Annotated in this window: 16 protein-coding genes and 1 tRNA gene; 7 read left to right on the top strand and 10 right to left on the bottom strand. The window is 53.0% G+C overall.

The window, feature by feature from the left end:
* Positions 1-239: 239 nt before the first annotated feature.
* Complete coding sequence (locus ZBT109_RS10690; RefSeq protein ID WP_027705861.1) at positions 240-623, top strand: hypothetical protein; 384 nt, start codon at positions 240-242, stop codon at positions 621-623.
* 1,108 nt (positions 624-1,731) lie between these two features.
* Here the strand turns inward: ZBT109_RS10690 and ZBT109_RS10685 are convergent.
* Entirely contained in the window at positions 1,732-3,006 is a 1,275-nt protein-coding gene (locus ZBT109_RS10685) for a GTP pyrophosphokinase (RefSeq protein WP_051524113.1), read from the bottom strand.
* Between the two features lie 161 nt (positions 3,007-3,167).
* On the opposite strand from ZBT109_RS10685, the gene ZBT109_RS10680 reads away from it, so the two are divergent.
* Positions 3,168-3,970, top strand: a protein-coding gene (locus ZBT109_RS10680; protein WP_120185367.1) for an IS5 family transposase whose coding sequence is annotated in 2 segments (ribosomal slippage) — positions 3,168-3,498 and positions 3,498-3,970 — 804 coding nt in all. Because the reading frame shifts where the segments join, the coding sequence is not laid out codon by codon here.
* On the top strand, positions 3,967-4,710 hold the full coding sequence (locus ZBT109_RS10675) for an ATP-binding cassette domain-containing protein (protein WP_027705862.1): 744 nt from the start codon (positions 3,967-3,969) through the stop codon (positions 4,708-4,710). Before ZBT109_RS10680 ends, ZBT109_RS10675 begins: the two co-directional genes overlap by 4 nt.
* Positions 4,711-4,795: 85 nt before the next feature.
* Here ZBT109_RS10675 and ZBT109_RS10670 read toward each other — a convergent pair whose 3' ends face one another.
* The 9 genes from ZBT109_RS10670 to ZBT109_RS10625 form a co-directional block, all read right to left on the bottom strand.
* The gene (locus ZBT109_RS10670) at positions 4,796-5,632 is read right to left on the bottom strand and encodes a tyrosine-type recombinase/integrase (protein WP_197714338.1); all 837 of its coding nucleotides are present in this window, start codon (positions 5,630-5,632) and stop codon (positions 4,796-4,798) included.
* A gap of 214 nt (positions 5,633-5,846) precedes the next feature.
* A complete protein-coding gene (gene ychF, locus ZBT109_RS10665; protein ID WP_027705863.1) occupies positions 5,847-6,941 on the bottom strand; it encodes a redox-regulated ATPase YchF in 1,095 nt (364 codons plus the stop codon).
* Positions 6,942-6,979: 38 nt separating this feature from the next.
* On the bottom strand, positions 6,980-7,564 hold the full coding sequence (pth, locus tag ZBT109_RS10660; RefSeq protein ID WP_027705864.1) for an aminoacyl-tRNA hydrolase: 585 nt from the start codon (positions 7,562-7,564) through the stop codon (positions 6,980-6,982).
* 85 nt (positions 7,565-7,649) lie between these two features.
* Entirely contained in the window at positions 7,650-8,294 is a 645-nt protein-coding gene (locus ZBT109_RS10655; protein ID WP_027705865.1) for a 50S ribosomal protein L25/general stress protein Ctc, read from the bottom strand.
* Between the two features lie 175 nt (positions 8,295-8,469).
* The gene (locus ZBT109_RS10650; protein ID WP_027705866.1) at positions 8,470-9,411 is read right to left on the bottom strand and encodes a ribose-phosphate pyrophosphokinase; all 942 of its coding nucleotides are present in this window, start codon (positions 9,409-9,411) and stop codon (positions 8,470-8,472) included.
* Between the two features lie 132 nt (positions 9,412-9,543).
* Positions 9,544-9,618, bottom strand: a tRNA-Gln gene (locus tag ZBT109_RS10645).
* Positions 9,619-9,626: 8 nt separating this feature from the next.
* Positions 9,627-10,517, bottom strand: a complete 891-nt coding sequence (gene ispE / locus ZBT109_RS10640; RefSeq protein ID WP_027705867.1) for a 4-(cytidine 5'-diphospho)-2-C-methyl-D-erythritol kinase — start codon at positions 10,515-10,517, stop codon at positions 9,627-9,629.
* Between the two features lie 549 nt (positions 10,518-11,066).
* The gene (gene lolB / locus ZBT109_RS10630) at positions 11,067-11,696 is read right to left on the bottom strand and encodes a lipoprotein insertase outer membrane protein LolB (protein WP_027705868.1); all 630 of its coding nucleotides are present in this window, start codon (positions 11,694-11,696) and stop codon (positions 11,067-11,069) included.
* A gap of 176 nt (positions 11,697-11,872) precedes the next feature.
* A complete protein-coding gene (locus tag ZBT109_RS10625; RefSeq protein WP_027705869.1) occupies positions 11,873-13,675 on the bottom strand; it encodes a tetratricopeptide repeat protein in 1,803 nt (600 codons plus the stop codon).
* A 516-nt stretch (positions 13,676-14,191) separates the two neighbouring features.
* Here ZBT109_RS10625 and hemA point away from each other — a divergent pair.
* The 4 genes from hemA (at position 14,192) to ZBT109_RS10605 (ending at position 18,827) form a co-directional block, all read left to right on the top strand.
* Positions 14,192-15,523: a glutamyl-tRNA reductase gene (gene hemA, locus ZBT109_RS10620; RefSeq protein ID WP_232012839.1), complete on the top strand. Its 1,332-nt coding sequence runs from the start codon at positions 14,192-14,194 to the stop codon at positions 15,521-15,523.
* Positions 15,520-16,602, top strand: coding sequence for a peptide chain release factor 1 (gene prfA / locus ZBT109_RS10615; RefSeq protein ID WP_027705871.1), 1,083 nt, complete (start codon positions 15,520-15,522; stop codon positions 16,600-16,602). Before hemA ends, prfA begins: the two co-directional genes overlap by 4 nt.
* Before the next feature lie 5 nt (positions 16,603-16,607).
* Positions 16,608-17,459, top strand: coding sequence for a peptide chain release factor N(5)-glutamine methyltransferase (prmC, locus tag ZBT109_RS10610; protein WP_027705872.1), 852 nt, complete (start codon positions 16,608-16,610; stop codon positions 17,457-17,459).
* Between the two features lie 198 nt (positions 17,460-17,657).
* Entirely contained in the window at positions 17,658-18,827 is a 1,170-nt protein-coding gene (locus ZBT109_RS10605; RefSeq protein WP_027705873.1) for an ABC transporter ATP-binding protein, read from the top strand.
* Positions 18,828-18,846: the final 19 nt, after the last annotated feature.

Genomic DNA, 18,846 nt, shown 5'->3' with positions numbered 1-18,846 from the left:
CTCTTTGCTCGGATCTGCCAGAAATCGAGGTCATAAGGTCTGCTTTGAGCGAGAAGCGGAAGTTCGAGATTGTCTCATATCCGATTATGACGAGAACATATTCGCGCTCACGATCATGATGAAGGCAATACAAAATCGGGGTATCTTAATCAACGGTGGGCAGGTAACCCATAGTCTAATTCCTGCCTTTTACGCAGTTAATGCTATAAGAGCTGCAATCTTAATTAAGGAGTAAAATAGTGGACACTTTGTCTATTAAAGGGGTTTTTGAAATTTTCGTTAACAATTGGGTTCCTGGTATCTTCACCTTCTTTTTAGGTATCTGTTATTCAAATATTGTTGAAAAAAAGAAACTTAAACAGAAGTTAAAGAACGATATTCTTGAGATCTTCATACCGGTCTTCAACGCAGGCAACGAGATCTCATTCGAAATCGCGGAGAATGCTTGCAGGAATATGAGAGGTACCTTTCAGTCATACAAGAGAATATATCCTGGTATCTTCAATAAAGAGGCAGAGAGTGAGCTTGAAGGCTTACTAAAAGATGGTTTCTTTATAAATGGTGAAGTTAATCAGCATTACTTTGAACCAGCCAACATTGAGAACCTGATTAAAAGATTGTAGCTCCGTTTAAAACCCGCCTTTGCGGGGGATTTGCCTCATGCGTCAATAACGACTATTTGATCTGCTTTCTGTTGTTCCACGCAATCTGCTATTAGATATTGCCGCTTTTGATACATTGACGACGTCCAGGCTCGGCAGTTCTGCCTTGGACGTGCGGTCAATTCAGTCCATCAGTTATGGGACTGTCTGCTTTCATGCTGAATACGAGATTTTTAACCGACAGTTATGAGCGGTAAGTCGATATTATACTATGAAACATAGAGTTATATTTTCATGATGAAATTGCACTTGCATTTTTGTTATGGGGGGTTAATCATCACAAGTGTAATTATTATATGGTTCTCAATACATTTCAACAATGAAAAGCATTGAGAACCAGCAATCATGCGTTTATTTCTATTCGTTAAATCGCTCGATGGTAACCCCAGTCATTTTTATTTCTAATTTTTTTATATTAAAAAACGCTTAAATGCGTGGCTAAATTTTTTGTCTTATGGCATTTCTTGCAAAAGATTTCGGCCTCAAATGTAAAATCATTCTCGTCTCTTTCTATTTTGCAAACTTTGTATTCAAGGTTTTCTGCATCATTACAACTTGGACAAAGATAGCTATCACATTCAATTGGTATCATTTTTTCAGTAGAGGTATACATCATACCACACATCGGGCATCTGCATTCTACATGTAGAGTTCCTTTACCGTGCATCCTCCAACCGTAACTAAAATTCTTTTCAATAGTTATAACCTTAACGTCACTTACATAGCGAGATTGGCAGTGATGACATAAATCAGGCTGCTTAAATACAATCTTTTGGTGTGGTAACGAGTTCATCCGAACCTTCCTTTAGTGGCTTATCAAAATCTTAATCGCATTTCTATCCTACCCTCAGCTCTCAAGGCTAGATGAGATTATTAAGTGTCCAATGATAAGCAAAAATATTTTAAATAGCATGAATTATTACAAACCGTTCGCACCTGGCACCGCACCGACCTGCTAAAGAGACGTAAGGTCAGCTACGAGCGAGGAGCGGACATATCATTCTGCTTAGATTCTAGCTCTGAATATAAAACAATAATTGCTCTATGATCATAATTTTTATCTCATATTTTAATCACTCAACGTCTTTATTTCTTTGAGCAATTTAGCTTTATCATCATCATTTTTAATAGATGATGTAATCTTCTCAGTTAATGCTAACAATCTAACGAACATTTCATTTAGATCTTTATCGTTTGGTGTTTCTATACCATGAAGTAAGTTATTTCTAATTCTTTTAAAATGGTTTAGTTCAATTGACTCTTCCCGCGTCAGCACTCCGTCAGAAACTAATGGCTCAAATTTTGCGGTGAAGAATTTTTTGTGCTGGCGATTATTTTGATTGTGAATTAAAGACACTGCTTTTTCTAGTAAAATCCATGTTTTAACAAATGACTCAAACCCTGATACGTCCTTATGTTCCCCAAGAGCATGTTTGAAATAATTTGAAAGATTTAAATTACTTCCAGCGCTCTTGTATGAATCATTGATAATCATTAGAAGCAACTGATCTGTGATTGTTTCTTTTTCACTTTGATTGATTTTACGCAAATATTCAGAAAGTTTACTGGCGCCTATGCTGGAATTATCTTCGAGATAATTAAATAAAATTTTAGTATCACCTAATTTAAGTTTGTTTAAATAATTCTTGTTAAGGGAATTGGTTATAAAGCTCGTCAGCTCATATCTGTTTGAAATATTATCTTTTTCTTTGGCTCTTTTTGTTATGGCTTTTTGAAGCCTTTCAAGAGCTATTTCGCCAATAAGCACTAATCCATTAATCTCATCCAGGATTGCAAGTTCCTCTTCAGACAAATCGCCTGCTAGAGGTTTGTAAACGAGGTCATGTTCGACTTCGGACCAGGCATGCATAAGAACCGATGCTACTTGAACCTCAAATAATGCACTTTCGTAACGCTTCTTATTTTGGTTAGAGTTTTTCAAATTGACACGATAATGAGATGCCCAGTAACCAGAAAACCTTTTTTCAAATTTAGGTTTATAAGATGCTTCTGGGAAGTTTTTCTTTTTTCGGACGTTAAATAAAAAATTAATGGTTTCATCAACTACTTCCCTATCTTTTGGGAAATATAAAGCCACTCGAACGCCGGCCAGATCGACTATATCTTCATATATATTAGCAACATCTGCATATGCTGACTTTTCATTTCTTTGATTTAGTTTTTGTTCTAAGCGGTCTGGTCGCTTAGCTCTGAATGAAACTATGGCTTTAATCCCTCTCTTTTCCAATTCCTGCTCAAGCAAGTTTGAGCCAATTTTTGCCAACTCAGAATAGTAATCATACTGCTTGCTATATTGTTCTAAAAAATCTTTTATAACACTCATAGAGACTAACTACTCCTTGTATAAGAACACTGAATCGAATGATAAAGAAACCTAACGAACTCTAGATGGATAGGTGATAGATTATCCACTTTTGGCACTGTGATAAGAAAGGGTTTCAAAACCCTCTTGAAAAAAACCATGTTGCCCAAAAATCCCACCGCATGGCTACTTCACTACTTTCTGACGAACTCTGGCATATCATCCAGCCTCTTCTCCCTGAGCACACTCCAGACCCTCGCGGAGGAAGACCTCGTGTATCTGACCGACAAGCGCTATCTGGCATCTTGTTCGTACTGATGACGGGGATTCCTTGGCGACATCTGCCTACCTCTCTAGGCTTTGGCTCCGGTCCTACCTGCTGGCGACGGTTGAAAGAGTGGCATGAGGCAGGCGTTTGGCAGCAACTCCATCATGAGCTGTTACAACGTCTGCATTTGGCAGACCGCATCGACTGGGAACGCGCCTGCGTGGATAGCTCATCCGTGAAGGCGAAAAAGGGGGATCTGCCGTAGGCCCCAATCCCACCGATAGAGGGCGCCCGGGGTGCAAGCGCCATGTACTGACGGATAGCAATGGTGTGCCGTTGGTGGTGCTTTTTTCTGGAGCCAACATGCACGATAGCGTTCCGCTGACGGCGTTACTGGAAGGGTTACCTAAGCTGCAAGGCAGTCGTGGACGACCTCGGCATCGTCCGAACAAGCTGCACGCTGACAAAGCCTATGACTACACACGTTGCCGGGAAGCCTGTGGTGTTCGAGGTATCACACCGCGCATAGCGCGCCGAGGCAAGGACAGCAGCACGACACTAGGTCGGCACCGTTGGGTGGTAGAGCGAACTTTTGCATGGCTCAATCACGCTAAACGACTAGCCGTTCGGTGCGAGCGTCGACTCGATATTTACTGTGCCTTCACATTGCTGCGATGTGCCATGATCTGTTTTAAAAAACTGATGCTAGGGTTTTGAAACAGTCTCTAAGCCAAGCATTAGAGGATGAAACGGATAAACTGAATCAGGCGCATCAATTGCTGGAGCAGGTTAAAGCTGCTCTCAGTGTCAGTTCTGACATGGCGGCGCTCGAAAAAACAAAAGCTTCACTCCTAAAGGTTCAACATAAGCTCGGTTTACGTGAACAGATTGTTACCGTTGCATCACAAACACGAGATGCTTGGGATAGGCATATAGATGACGTTGCAAAACAGAGTCTTGACCAGCTATTACTACCCGCGTCTGAACTGTTTTCGCGCATGCATGCTAATGAAGTATATCAGGCACTCAGTATGGGAAAAGATCAGCGGGCATTTTGCTGGGAGGCTGTTATGAACCATGTGCCCGAACGTGGTGTGGGATATAATGATGAATATACGCCACTCACTACCTTAAACGCACAGACGCACTTCAGTCAGGGACAACGACAAGACCTTGCGCTTTCTCTCTTCCTTGCAAGAGCGCGGACTTTAAAAGGCTCATTTTTCCTAGATGAGCCTGTTGCCCACCTAGATGATCTCAACCGGGTCGCTATGATGGACGTTTTCAGAATGCTTACCAACAGTGAGTCCAATATGCGCCTAGTGCTGACTACTGCAAGTCAGGGTCTTCGTCGTCATATGCGTCAGAAGTTTTCCACCGAGTCATGTAAAGATAAGTTACGTATTATTACGCTGCACGGTAATCCCCTGCATGGCGTAACAGCAACCTATAGCTAACGGGTATGTGATATATCACTTGACATAAAAAGGCCTTCTTCTACATTGAAGGCCTGCTCATATGGCTACCTCACCAGTGGCGATGCTAGCTTTTTAGCATGGCTACGCTCAATTGTCCCTTACGAGCTTTCATGCGCGCTGCCGGAATGGTCCATAGGGCGTTATCAAGATCGAATTCTGTCCATTCTGCTTCGGTGGCTTCCGCAGGACGCGCCAATGTCCACCACATAAGCCACATGCAATAGTTAACCTGATACGAGCCACGACTATTGTCAAAACAGCTTAGTAACTTTCCGATTTGCTGAGGATTTAGTGCCTGTTTGTGCTGTGTCTTATTAGCCGGAAGGGCCTTGCGCACAGGCCATACAGGATCGCTATCAGCTCTAAGCGTCGCGACTGCCAACTCAAAAACTGATGAAATGGTGCGACGGGCTTCAGCGGCAACGGTCGGAGCGCCGCGCTTAGCCGTTTCCTGAAGAATTTTAAGAATGTGGTGCGGAGTGATTTCTCTGATAGGAAGTTTGCCGATGGCGGGGAAAACTACACGCTCAAGCATATCCAGTCGCCGCGTTTTGGTGATTTCGGCCCAGTCTTTCAGCTGCAACCACTCTTTGGCAATCAGCTCAAAGGTGTTGGATGCGTCGTTGACCTTGCGGATCTTATCTAACTGGCGAGCCTGTGTCGGGCTAACTCCATCTGCGACTTGTTTACGCGCTTGCTCACATTTCTCGCGAGCTTCGGCAAGTTTGACCGTCGGGTACTCACCCAACGCGAACATGCTGGATTTGCCGTTGAGTTTAAACCGATAGCGCCAGGCCTTTTTGCCGTTGGGTTTCACTTCGAGGTAGAGGCCATTGAAGTCATTGAGTCGATAGAGTTTTTCTTTCGGCTTAGCAGTGCGGCATTGCGTATCGGTGAGCATAACGGGGCCTTGTTTATTTATTATACCGTTATTGTACTCACTTAAAATGAAGATGAAAGAATATTGTACTCATCCATGTACTCATTTTTGACAGCGTTGTTATGAGATGAATTGAGACATTGTGAAATGAAAAATCCACGCAATTGCGTGGATTTTATATGGTTTCTCCGTTGATATGAGATTCAGCGAAACCTCATGAGACAGCAGATTTTATTTAGACATTAAAGCGGAAGTGCATAACATCGCCATCTTGTACGATGTAAGATTTGCCTTCTAAGCGCCATTTACCCGCTTCTTTTGCGCCGCTTTCACCTTTGAATTCGATGAAGTCGTCATAGCTGATCACTTCAGCACGAATGAAGCCTTTTTCGAAGTCGGTATGGATCGCTGCGGCAGCCTGTGGTGCAGTTGCGCCCACTTTCACCGTCCATGCGCGTACTTCTTTTACGCCCGCGGTGAAGTAGGTTTGAAGGCCAAGCAGTTTATAGCCCGCGCGGATAACGCGGTCCAGCCCGGCTTCTTCCATGCCCAGCTCTTCGAGGAACATGGCTTTCTCTTCCTCGTCGTCCAGCTCGGCAATTTCAGCTTCCAGTTTGTTGCATACCGCAACAACTTCCGCTTCTTCGGAAGCAGCGATTTCGCGCACGATGTCGAGGTACGGGTTGTTTTCGAAACCGTCCTCGCTGACGTTGGCGATGTACATCGTCGGCTTGAGGGTCAGGAAGCCATAGCCACGTACCAGCGCTTTTTCATCATCGGTCAGACCGAAGCTGCGCAGCGGCTGGCCTTCTGCCAGATGCGGCTGGATGCGTTCGAACAGCGCTTTGACAGCAATCGCTTCCTTGTCGCCACCTTTGGCCGCACGTACCAGACGGGTCAGGGCTTTTTCGACCGTGCCCAGATCGGACAGGGCCAGCTCGATATTGATTGTTTCAATATCGGCACGCGGGTCGACGTGGTTGGCTACGTGAATGACGTTATCGTCTTCAAAGCAGCGTACGACGTGTGCGATGGCTTCGGTTTCACGAATGTTGGCCAAGAACTGGTTACCCAGACCTTCACCCTTCGATGCCCCCGCGACCAGCCCCGCGATATCCACGAATTCCATCGTGGTGGGCAGCGTACGCTCAGGGTTGACGATTTCGGCCAGCGCGTCGAGGCGCGGGTCGGGCATCGGCACGATACCGGTATTCGGTTCGATGGTGCAGAACGGGAAGTTTGCCGCTTCGATACCGGACTTGGTCAGCGCGTTGAACAGCGTGGATTTACCCACGTTCGGGAGGCCGACAATACCGCAATTGAAACCCATGGCATGATCCTGATAAATAGAGGCCCGAAGGAAAGAACCTAGAAGCGGACGGCGTGCAGGCGATTCATGGCCTTTGCCCAGTCCCCTGACAGTGCCAGAGGCAGAGCATCGACGGCAGCTTCGATCGCTGAGTCGATGGCAATCCGATCGCTCTTGCCGGGCGAGCCAAGCACATAGTTGACGACGCGGCTAGCATCACCAGGATGACCGATACCAATACGAAGACGATGGAAGGAGCGGTTATTGCCTAGAGCGCTGATGATGTCGCGCAGGCCATTGTGGCCACCGTGGCCACCCCCCTGCTTGAAGCGCGCCTGTCCGGGAGGAATATCAAGCTCGTCGTGGGCCACGAGCAGTTGCTCGGGGGACAGCTTGAAGAATTTGGTGAGCAGTGAGACCGATTGGCCGCTGCAATTCATGAACGTGCTGGGAAGCAGCAGGTGGACAGTGTGACCGTCCAGCTCGACTTTAGCGTAGTCACCGAGGAATTTGCGCTCGCTGCGCAGTGATGCCCCGGCCTGCCGTGCCAGCAGTTCGACCATCCATGCCCCGGCATTGTGGCGCGTATCAGCATATTGAGCTCCTGGATTACGTAGCCCGATAATAGCCGATACTGTGCTCATAAGAACTGCCTCTTGCCGCCGGAGCCGTGGACACACCACGGCTCTCGGAAAGGATACATGGATGGTCGAAGGGAGCGATTAAGGCTTATTCAGCGGCGCTGTCTGCTGCCGGTGCATCGCCTTCTTCGCCTTCTGCTTCGCTGTGATCTGCTACGCGATGGACGCTGACCAGCGGCTGGTCGTGGTCTTCACCGTGAGCCAGTTCAACAGCTGTAACGCCTGCCGGCAGTTTCAGGCCAGACAGGTGGATGGTTTCACCCACGCCCAGATCTGCAACGTCGACTTCCAGGTGGTCCGGAATGTTCTGCGGCAGGCAGCTGATAGCGATATCAGTGTTCTGGATGTGCAGTTCACCGCCGTCGACTTTAACGCCTTTGCAGTTTTCTTCGTTGACAACGTGAAGCTGTACTGTCAGCGTGATTTCTTCGTTAGCGTTGACACGCATGAAGTCGGCATGCAGAAGAACCGCTTTGAACGGGTGACGCTGCAGGTCACGAACAACAACTTTCTCTGCTTTGCCATCAACGTTGATCGTGATGATGGAAGAGTAGAAAGATTCATCTTCGATGGCTTTGTACAGCGCCGGTTTGTCGATAGCGATCGGCATCGGTGCAGTTTCACCACCATAGATGATACCTGCAACACGTTCGTTCGCACGACGCAGGCGGCGGCTCGCACCTTTCCCCAGCTCCGTACGGACGACAGCAGTAAGAGTGTAATCGTGTTTCATGGAATAGACCTCATCGGTATTCCCGTGGGAATACGCATAGTTGATAGGCGCAGTAGACGCCTTATTAACGAAATTGACAGGCCCGCGACCAGGTCCTGTCATTCGTGAAAAGGGGGATACAGCCGAAGCTGTACCCCCTTTGCAGTCAACGCTTGTCGTGCTGAGGCTGTTGGCCTCAGTGAAACATGGCGCTGACAGATTCTTCGTTGCTGACGCGACGAATGGCTTCACCGATCAGACCTGCGACGGTCAGCTGGCGGATTTTGCCGCTGCGACGCGCTGCTTCGGAAAGCGGAATAGTGTCGGTAACGACCAGTTCATCAAGCTGAGAGCTTGAGATATTGTCGATAGCCGGACCGGACAGGATCGGATGCGTTGCATAGGCCAGTACACGTTTGGCACCGCGCACTTTAAGTGCTTCGGCTGCTTTGCACAGTGTACCCGCCGTGTCGACCATATCGTCGACCAGAATGCAGGTGCGATCCTGAATATCACCGATGATGTGCATCACCTGTGCCTGGTTGGCACGCGGGCGGCGCTTGTCGATGATGGCCAGTTCCACATTCAGCTGCTTAGCGACAGCGCGCGCACGAACGACACCCCCGATGTCAGGGGAGACGATGACGACGTCATCGTAGTTCTGGCGCTCGATGTCATCTAGCAGGATGGGAGAGCCGTAGACATTGTCGACCGGTACGTCGAAGAAGCCCTGGATCTGATCTGCGTGCAAGTCCATGGTCATGACACGGTCTACACCGGCCTTAACCATCATGTCTGCCACGACCTTGGCCGAAATCGGCACGCGTGCAGAACGTACGCGACGATCCTGACGTGCATAACCGAAGTACGGCATGACGGCAGTGATACGAGTCGCGGAAGCACGACGCAAGGCATCAACCATCAGGATCAATTCCATCAGATTGTCATTGGTAGGAACACAAGTGGACTGGAGGATGAAGACATCCTTGCCGCGCACGTTCTCATTGATCTCGACGGCGATTTCGCCATCGCTGAACTGACCAACGGTCGCGTGACCAAGACGATTATCGAGGCACTCGGCGACCTTGCGTGCCAGTTCTGGGTGAGCGTTACCGGCGAAGACCATCAATTTGGACACAGCGCAAGCCACCTTTTGGATGCTTAGGGAATCTTGAAAAGTGCTTGGATGCCAGGTTGCTCGAAAAGGGTACAAGAGTGCCCTTAGAGATCGGTTCTGAATTTATTTAAATGAATTCAGTTGAGCGAGAAATGGCTGGGGTACCAGGATTCGAACCTGGGAATGCCGGTACCAGAAACCGGTGCCTTACCACTTGGCGATACCCCAGCAACCGATCAACCTGTCATGCCTGGTTGCTCGTTGAGCGTGGCATGAAGAGGAGAGATGTTGCTCGACTCAGTTAGAAACACTTGCCAATCAGTGTGTTCCTCGCTGACTCGGAGCAGGATATTACGACCTTCTTGTTCGTCTGTCAACCCCAGGATGATACAAGATCCTGTTCCTGTCAGTCGCGCGTCTCCGAATTGGCTCAGCCAGTCCAGTGCAGCAGCGATGGCAGGGGAGTGTTGCCGGACGATCGGTTCGCAATCGTTGCGTCCCCTCCGCAGTGCGTGCTCCATACTAATCACCGGGCTATAGCGTGTCAATTCGGGAGAGCGGAATACATCCGCGGTCACGACGGAAACGCCGGGGTGAACAACGCAGAATAATGGCGTGTCTAGCGGCGCTGGCGTCAGTTTTTCGCCGATGCCTTCACCCCATGCTGCAAAGCCGTGCACGAACACGGGTACGTCAGCGCCGAGCGTGACGCCCAGTGCCGCCAGCTGGTCGAGTGACAACGCCAGTTGCCATAGACGATTGAGGCCCAACAGGGTAGTGGCTGCATCCGAGCTGCCCCCGCCGAGACCGCCGCCCATGGGGATGCGTTTGATCAGATGAATATCTGCGCCGCGGCGCTCCGCTGGTCGTGCATGAGGCGCTGACGTTTCGACTTGCTGCAATAGTCGGGCGGCACGGATGATCAGATTCTGTTCCTGTTCTACACCTTCCACAGCTGGCGATAGCGTCAGCTGATTATCATCGCGGCAGAAGAATGTCAGGTCATCGCCGTATTTCAGAAACTGAAACAGGGTCTGCAGGTTGTGATAGCCATCAGGGCGCTTGCCCGTGATGTGCAGCATGCGGTTGATCTTGGCGGGCGCGGGCAGCGTGAGAGACATTGACATGGCAGGTTCCGTTGCGCTGGTGGCTAGTCAAAAGGCGTGTGGCTGTGCTCTATCTAATAAGAATAGGGCGGGCTTCAGTAGAGGCTGACGGTATGCGCCACGGCAGAAGTATAAAGATGAACCACGGGTAAGAAATAGGGGAAGAGGCGTAAGAGCGCTACAAGGCATTAATCTTCGACGTGGGGATACTATTTTGATGGAAGGCTGTTGAAAAAGGCCGTGTGATTCGTTTTGATCTTTCCTGCTTTCCTGCTTTCCTGCTTTCCTGCTTTCCTGCTTTCCTGCTTTCCTGCTTTCCTGCTTTCCTGCTTTCCTGCTTTCCTGCTTTCCTGCTTTCCTGCTTTCCTGCTTTCCTGCTTTCCTGCTTTCCTGCTTTCCTGCTTTACGTGTTGATCATCCTTGTTTCAGCAGGCCTGCCGAGTGAAAGGCTACGACGCTCTTCTGAGCGCCGTAGGTGCATAGCGGATAGCGGCCATCATTGACGTTTTTGCATCATGTCTGACCACGCAACGCCGGGTGCGGCGCGATGTTATGCCGTGTTTGTTGGTCTCATTCGGTGTCGTAACGGCCCGGGTGCCACTCTTTTTGCAACAGCGTGGCGTTCAGCTGTCCGTAATGCATTTTCAGGCGGCCTGGCAGCCAGTAGCCATCACTGAAGGTCCACTGACTGTATTCGATATGCCAGCCTTGCTGGTCGAGCGTGGCGGGGTAGCCGCACACATCAGGTGTCATGTGATAGGGCTGGTTGGGGGCGGGCAGTGCGCGGGCCCAGTAGTACAGCGCTGAAATTGGCAGCGACCAGCCCAGCTGCTGTTGCATCAGTCCTTCAGGAGATGATGCGTGGAATGTGCCATTGCCGTTAGATAACACGGCCTGATCGTTCTGCTGTTCAAGTGTGTTGCGGCCAATGCCAAAAGGGCCACTGATCATCATGCGGTAGTGATCGGGGTTCTGCTGTTGCCAGTCGAAGCTGGCGGTGTCGTTCTGCTGCGGTGTGCGCAAGTTGACTTTGCCGGCCACCGTCCAGCGCTGCAGCGCTTCCGTCTTAGGTATCTGGCTTTCCCAGCGGCCGCAGGGGCGTTCCTGCGGAGGCGTCGACGGTGAAAGGGCACAGCCCGAAAGCAGCAGTAGCCCGATGAATAGGCCTGTTAGGCGGCTTTTAAACAGCAGGTTCAACATAAGAGAAAGTGCTCCTCGGGAATAGGGTCATATGTTCTTGCTGGGCCAGCGCACGGAGTATGCTCCACTCTCACTCTACTTACCGTGGCGCTGACCCTGTCTTCTCTTTTCTATTTCATTATCTGACGATCGAACCGCCGTAATGTTGCATGGGCTGCGCTTGTAGCCGTTTGTGGTCAAGGCGACGGTGCGCGTAGCGTGGGAAACTGTTGCAGCAATGCACTGCGCGCGGCCTGATCCAGCGAGGATGACCGATAGAGCTGACCCAAGATGCGCTGGGCCTCGGCTTCATTGTGTGTCGCCATCAACGCCTGTAGATAGTGGCGTGCCACTTCCGGTGATGGCAGCGCGTTGTAGGCGCGTGCTAGCCATTGGCGGGCTTCGTCATACTGCCCCTGTCCGTAGAGTGCCCAACCTAAGCTGTCCTGTATTTCCGCATTGTCTGGGGCCAGTGTGATTGCACGACGCAGCAGCGGTACTGCCTGAGCATAGTCCTGTTTCTGGTCGGCCAGCATGTAGCCATAGGCGTTGAGGAATATGGGGTTATGGGGTTGGTGTTCGACCAGCAGTTGCAGGTCGCTCAACGCTTGGGGTATCTGCTGCTGAGCCATGCGCTGCATGGCGCGCAGATAACGTAGGCCGTCGTGCTCGGGATAGGCATCTACGATCTGTTCGAGCAGTGCTGAGGCTTGCTCCGGCTGCTGGGCTTGCTGCAAGGCGGAGAATTCGAGCTGTACCAACAGCAGTAACTGATCGGGGAAGCGCTCGCGCTGGTGGCGCATGAGCTGTGCTGCAGCATCATTACCTTGGCTTTCCTGCGTCAGCGTCAGCAGTCGTAGCTGAGCATGGGCGAACAGCGGCGAGGCTGGTGTGACCTGTTGGAATGCGCGCAGTGCGGCGTCGACATCATCAAGCTGGTCGGCGGTGACGCCTCGCAAGGCTTGCCGATGAGCCAGCAGGCCAGCATCTTGTGCTTCCTGTTCCGTCAACGGATAGTGCTCCATCAGACGTTGTGCGGCGTCGGCATGATGGTGATCAAGCAAGAACTGGGTCAGTTCGTTGATGGCACGGGCCGAGGCCGGAAGCTGTTGCACGAATTGATGAATATGGCGGTCGGCCAGGGTGGCGCCGGGCAGGTCGAGTTCAATGTCGATGCGCAACAGGCCAAAGCGAAACTCCTGTTGGCCGCCATGCGCCATAGCGGTATGTACGGTCTTCAAGGCGGCTTCAAGATGCCCAAGACGCTGCTCGACCAATGCTTTGGCAAACAGGGCATCCAGATTGTCAGGGTGGCGATGCAGGACATCATTCAAGCGCTGGAACGCTTCTGGATAGCGTTCGTCGCCTGCTAGCAGAGCGGCGCAGACGATATGAGCTTCATCATGGCTTGGGTACTGCTTCAGATAGGTATCGACCTGAGCGCGAAGCGCGTCGCGCGGCATAGGCTGTTCGGTAGCCATCCACGTTTCCAGCATGCTGTCGATGGCATCGTGATGGCCATAGCGGTCGAGAGAGAGCTGCCAGAACATCGCCTCAGCCCAGCGCTGTGCCTGCAGCGCCTGCTCGCATAGCGCGTGCATCATCGCCACATCGTCCTGAGAGAGGGCAAAAGATGCGTTTGCAGATGCCTGATCGAACAGTGAACGCCACAGCGTGACCGCTTCCAGCGCCAGAGAGGCGCTTCCCGCGCGCTGTGCGGTGCGCCAAGCATCCTGCGCCAGAGAACGATCGCCATGCAGGCGTGCCTGACTTAGATAAAGCTGGCTGGCATTGGCGGGGTGTTGATAGCGCTCTTCGAGATGTGCCTGAAGCAGTTGAGTAAGGCTCGGCTTGTCGAGGCCCGCACTGACCGGATCCCCGGGCATGGCGGGTGACGCGGGCAGCGATGCGGGCGCTGACGGTTCGGCGGCTGTCGGAGTCCGGTCGCGACACGCGGTCAGCGGCCAGATCAAGGCTGCAAGAATAAGCACTCTGAGCATGCGGACCTCGTGGCGTGTATGCGCTAGCCCGCGAAGGGGCGGTGTTCTGACAGCGAACGGCGGCGTGTTCTCGAAAGTACCCGCGGCGGTGTCCGCTGTGTCATCATGTCGCCATGCGATCTTTTGTCATGATAAAGCATTGGACCCATATGAGGCCAAGCCGATCTGCCGATGGCAGAGGGGTGTGCTAGAGTAGAAGACCTGCTCGATGAAGCGTGCGATGTTCAAACCTTCCTGTCGCCTTCAGTTTCTCCAATCGAGTCGATAGCCGCGTTTCATCGGATAAAGCCCCCATCCTGCTGAGGGATAGCATACAATTCATCCAGACTTCCGGTAAGGTTCGTTTACCGCGAAGCAACTACCTGAGGCGCTAATCGATGCCAGTCGATGCCGCCACTACACGGTGCTGTGATGACCTGTGCAGAGGCGCTGCCTTCATACGCTTGTCATTGCCACACGGTACAGATTGAATACGCCACTCCTTTTCCGACGATGTTGCCCTCGCGCAGCGTCCTGATGATCACGACCGATGCCATGACACTGCTGATACTGGGCATGAATCACCGTACCGCCTCGCAAGAGTTGCGGGGACGCGTGTCGTTCTCCGATGCGCAGAAAGCGTCTGCTTTGCAGGCGCTGGTGGCGCTCGACGGCGTTGCTGAAGCGGTGATTGTCTCGACCTGCAACCGCACTGAGCTGTATGTCAGTGGTAGCCCTCAGCTAGCCACCGTGCGTGGCGGCATTGAGCCGCTGCAGCACTGGTTGGAGCGCTATCACGATCTGCCGGCTGGCGCGCTTGATGACCACCTTTATGCCCATGCCGATGAAAGTGCCGTGGCGCATACTATTCGTGTGGCGAGCGGACTGGATTCGCTGGTACTGGGCGAGCCGCAGATCTTTGGTCAGTTCAAACAAGGCTATCAGTGCGCGCAAGATAGCGGCACTCTCGGGCCTCGTTTGGACAGCATGTTCCAGCATGCGTTCTCGGCGGTGAAGCAAGTGCGTAGCCGCACCGGCATCGGCGAGCATACCGTGTCAGTGGCTTATACCGCTGTACAGCTGGCGGGGCGCATCTTCGATCATTTCGAACGGGCCACTGCGCTGCTGGTCGGGGCTGGCGAGACTATTGCGCTGGTTGCGCGTCATCTGAAGGAAGCGGGAGTTCCTCGATTAATCATCGCCAACCGCACCGTGTCGCGAGCCGAAGCCTTGGCTCGTGAGGTAGGTGGTGAGGCGGTGTCGCTCGATGCATTGCCTGCAGCGCTTAAACAGGCGGACATCGTGATTTCCTCGACGGCCAGCCCAACGCCAGTGCTGACCTACGATATGGTGCGCGCCAGCATGAAAGCGCGCCGCTATGCCCCGCTGTTCATGGCGGATATCGCCGTTCCCTGTGACATTGAGCCTTCCGTTGCGAAGCTTGAGGACGTCTTCCTGTATTCGCTGGACGATTTCAACGATATCATCGATGACAATCGTCGCAGCCGTGAGCAGGCGGCCAACGCGGCCGAGCTGGTGATTGAGCAGAGTTTGCAGCAGTGGCGCGTAGCGTGCCGCCTGCGCTCAATCGGGCCCATGATCCAAAGGCACCGTGAGCAGGCCGAACAGGTGCGCCAAGCGGCGGAAGCGCAGGCACTGGCGCAGCTGGCACGCGGCCATTCTCCAGAAGAAGTGATCCAGAGGCTGTCCCATCAGCTTACCAATCGCCTGCTGCACGGCCCGACGACGCGGCTGCGGGATGCCTCGCGCGAGCAGCGGGATGATATATTGACCGCTTTTGAACACCTGCTGCTGGAAGAACCCGCCGCGGCCACGTCTGAACATCAACAAGGAACGCGATCTAGATGAAGGATACTCTGCGCGCCCGTCTTGCAACGGCGGAAGAACGGTTTGAAGAACTCTCGGCGCTGTTGTCCGAGCCGGATGTCATTCAAGATCAGAACCGTTTCCGCGACTACTCTCGCGAATACGCTGATCTCGAACCGTTGATCAGCGCATGGCGTGCCTTCAGCGCGCTAGAAGATGACATTCAGGCCGCTCAGGCGATGGCCAACGACAGCGACCCTGACATGCGGGCGATGGCTAAAGACGAACTCGAAGCACTGCAGGCCGACTACGAACCGCAGGTGCTGCGCATCAAGCAGCTGCTGATTCCCAAGGATCCTGACGATGAGCGTGGAGTGTTCCTTGAAGTGCGTGCCGGTACGGGGGGCGATGAAGCAGCGCTGTTCGCCGGTGATCTATTCCGCATGTACTCCCGCTATGCCGAACGCCGTGGCTGGCGCGTCGAAATTATCAGCGCCAGTGAGAGCGGGCAGGGCGGCTTCAAGGAAGTCATTGCCCGTTTGGCCGGCAGCGGCGTTTACAGTCGCTTCAAGTTTGAATCCGGTGCCCATCGCGTGCAGCGCGTGCCTGCGACCGAGTCGCAGGGGCGCATTCATACGTCAGCGTGCACCGTGGCGGTGATGCCTGAAGTGGATGAGATCGTCGATGTTGTGCTTGATCCCTCGACGCTGCGCATCGACACGTTCCGCGCCAGTGGGGCGGGCGGTCAGCACGTCAACACTACCGACTCGGCCATCCGCATCACTCACTTGCCGACCGGTACGGTAGTCGAGTGTCAGGATGAACGCTCGCAGCACAAGAACAAGGCCAAGGCCATGTCATTGCTGGCTGCGCGCATTCGCCAGCAGCAGGAAGACGAACAGCACAAGCAGCAGGCTGAAACGCGCCGCTCGCTGGTGGGTTCGGGCGACCGCTCCGAGCGCATTCGTACCTACAACTTCCCGCAGGGGCGCCTGACCGATCACCGTATCAACCTGACGATGTACAAGCTCAGTGATGTTATGGAAGGCGATCTGGATGAAGTCTTCGATGCGCTAATCCAAGAGCATCAGGCAGATCAGTTGGCAGCTCTTCAGGCATGAGCGATATAAGCGCTGATGCGCTGTTGAAAGCGGCCGCGCAGACCTTATCTTCCAGCAGTGATACGGCACGCCTTGATGCTGAACTGCTGCTTTGTCATGTCATCGGCAAGCCGCGCACGTGGCTGTACACCTGGGGCGATCAGACTATTGCAGAAGAGGCACGAGCCGCTTTTGCCACGTTGATTGAACGTCGCCATACGGGCGAGCCGGTTGCTTATCTGATCGGTGAGCGCGAGTTCTGGGGGCTGACACTGGAAACCGCGCCACATACCCTGATTCCGCGCCCCGATACGGAGCTGGTGGTTGACACTGCGCTCGCCCGCGCGACTCGTGCGGAGGGGCAGTTGCTGGATCTGGGCACAGGCACCGGGGCAATTGCGCTGGCATTTGCCAGTGAGCGAGCAGGCTGGCAGGTCATCGGCGCGGATGTTGTGCCCGAGGCCGTGTCACTTGCACAGCGCAACGCTCGGCGGCTGGGTATCGCTAATGCTCGTTTTATCGAAAGCAACTGGTTCACAGCGCTGCCGCCGACGGCTCGTTTCGAGCTGATCGTTTCCAATCCCCCTTATATCGCGGCGGATGATCATCACCTTAATGAAGGTGATGTGCGCTTCGAGCCTCGCTCGGCGCTGGTGGCGGACGATGATGGTCTTGCCGATTTGCGTCATTTGGTCGATACCGCTTGGCAGTTTCTGCGACCGGAAGGGTGGCTGCTGCTTGAGCACGGTTGGACCCAGGCCGAGGCGGTATGCGCTATGCTGAACGAATGCGGCTATGTACAGGTGGAATCTTTGACGGATTTGGGGCAGCAGCCGCGCGTCAGCCTAGGTCAGAAACCCATGAATCACACGGTGTAATACTACTGCACAGCATGTAGTGTTAATGCCGAGGAAGCGGGGACGCGAGGGTGCGTCATCCCGCTTCATCTTTTTTCGTCAAAACGGCTGGCATCTCGCGCAACTTTATATACACTGCGCGTTCATTTCCTTAGATGTCCTTCTGGCACAGTAGTCGCGCAACCTTGTGCGGCAATTGATATTTCTGGAGACGCCTTCATGACGGGAACCCCTTCCCAATCAACCGGGGTTGCGGAAAACAGCGCAGCCATGGACGATCCCCCCACCGAGGCTGCGCGCGGCGTTCCTGCAGCCGGTGCGCCGCGCGAAGCCTCTTCGATCTCGTTGCGTAATCTGTCTCGCCGCTTCGGTGATGACGCCATCGCGCTTGACGATATCGACCTTGATATCCGGCCCGGGGAATTCTTCACCCTGTTGGGCCCCTCCGGCTGTGGCAAGACCACACTTCTGCGTTTGATTGCCGGACTGGACGTTGCCGATGCTGGCGTGATCTCGATCGGTAACCGCGACGTCACCATGACGCCTGCGCATCGCCGCAGCATCAACACCGTTTTCCAGTCTTACGCCCTGTTCCCGCACCTCAACGTGCGCGACAACATCTCCTTTGGCTTGCGCATGCAAGGCATCAGCAAGGAAGATCAGGCTCGCCGTGTCGCTGACATCGCGACCATTATCAAGCTGGATGGCCTGCTCAACCGCCGCATCGACCAACTGTCGGGCGGTCAGCGTCAGCGTATAGCGCTGGCGCGCGCGCTGGTCTGCGAGCCTGACGTGCTGTTGTTGGATGAATCCCTCTCTGCATTGGATGCCGGGCTGCGCGAACAGCTTCAGTTCGAGCTGCGTGCTTTGCAGCAGCGCCTGGGCATGACCTTCGTGTTCGTGACTCATGATCAGGAAGAAGCCATGGTGATGTCCGACCGCATCGCGGTACTCAACGATGGCAAGATCCAGCAGGTGGGCACGCCGCAGGAAGTATACGAAACGCCGGTCAATCGCTTCGTTGCCAGTTTTATGGGGCACGACAACCTGTTTGATATCACTGCGCAGAGTGGCCGTCAGGTTGAAACGGCGTTGGGTGATCTGATCACCGAGTCGTCGCGACCGGGCAAAGTGGCGCTGATTCGTCCCGAAACCATCGAGCTGAGTCTGCCGGGCACTCCCGGTGTCGAGCCTGGGGCTAAGCTCAATCGACTGGAAGGGGACGTGATTGGTCGCTACTACCACGGGGCCACCGTCGAATATGAGCTGGCCTGTGGCGATGCGGAAATTCTCGTCGAAGAACGCAACAGTGGCGACCGCCTGTTTAAGGTGGGAAGCCGGGTACAGATCGAAATCTATCCCGAAGACGTCGTGGTGATCGACAGCTGAATGCTGTTTTCGTCTGAAC

Origin of the sequence: Zymobacter palmae (assembly GCF_003610015.1) — a bacterium.
In the GTDB taxonomy this organism is placed as follows: domain Bacteria; phylum Pseudomonadota; class Gammaproteobacteria; order Pseudomonadales; family Halomonadaceae; genus Zymobacter; species Zymobacter palmae.
This window is presented reverse-complemented; position numbering and strand designations above follow the sequence as displayed.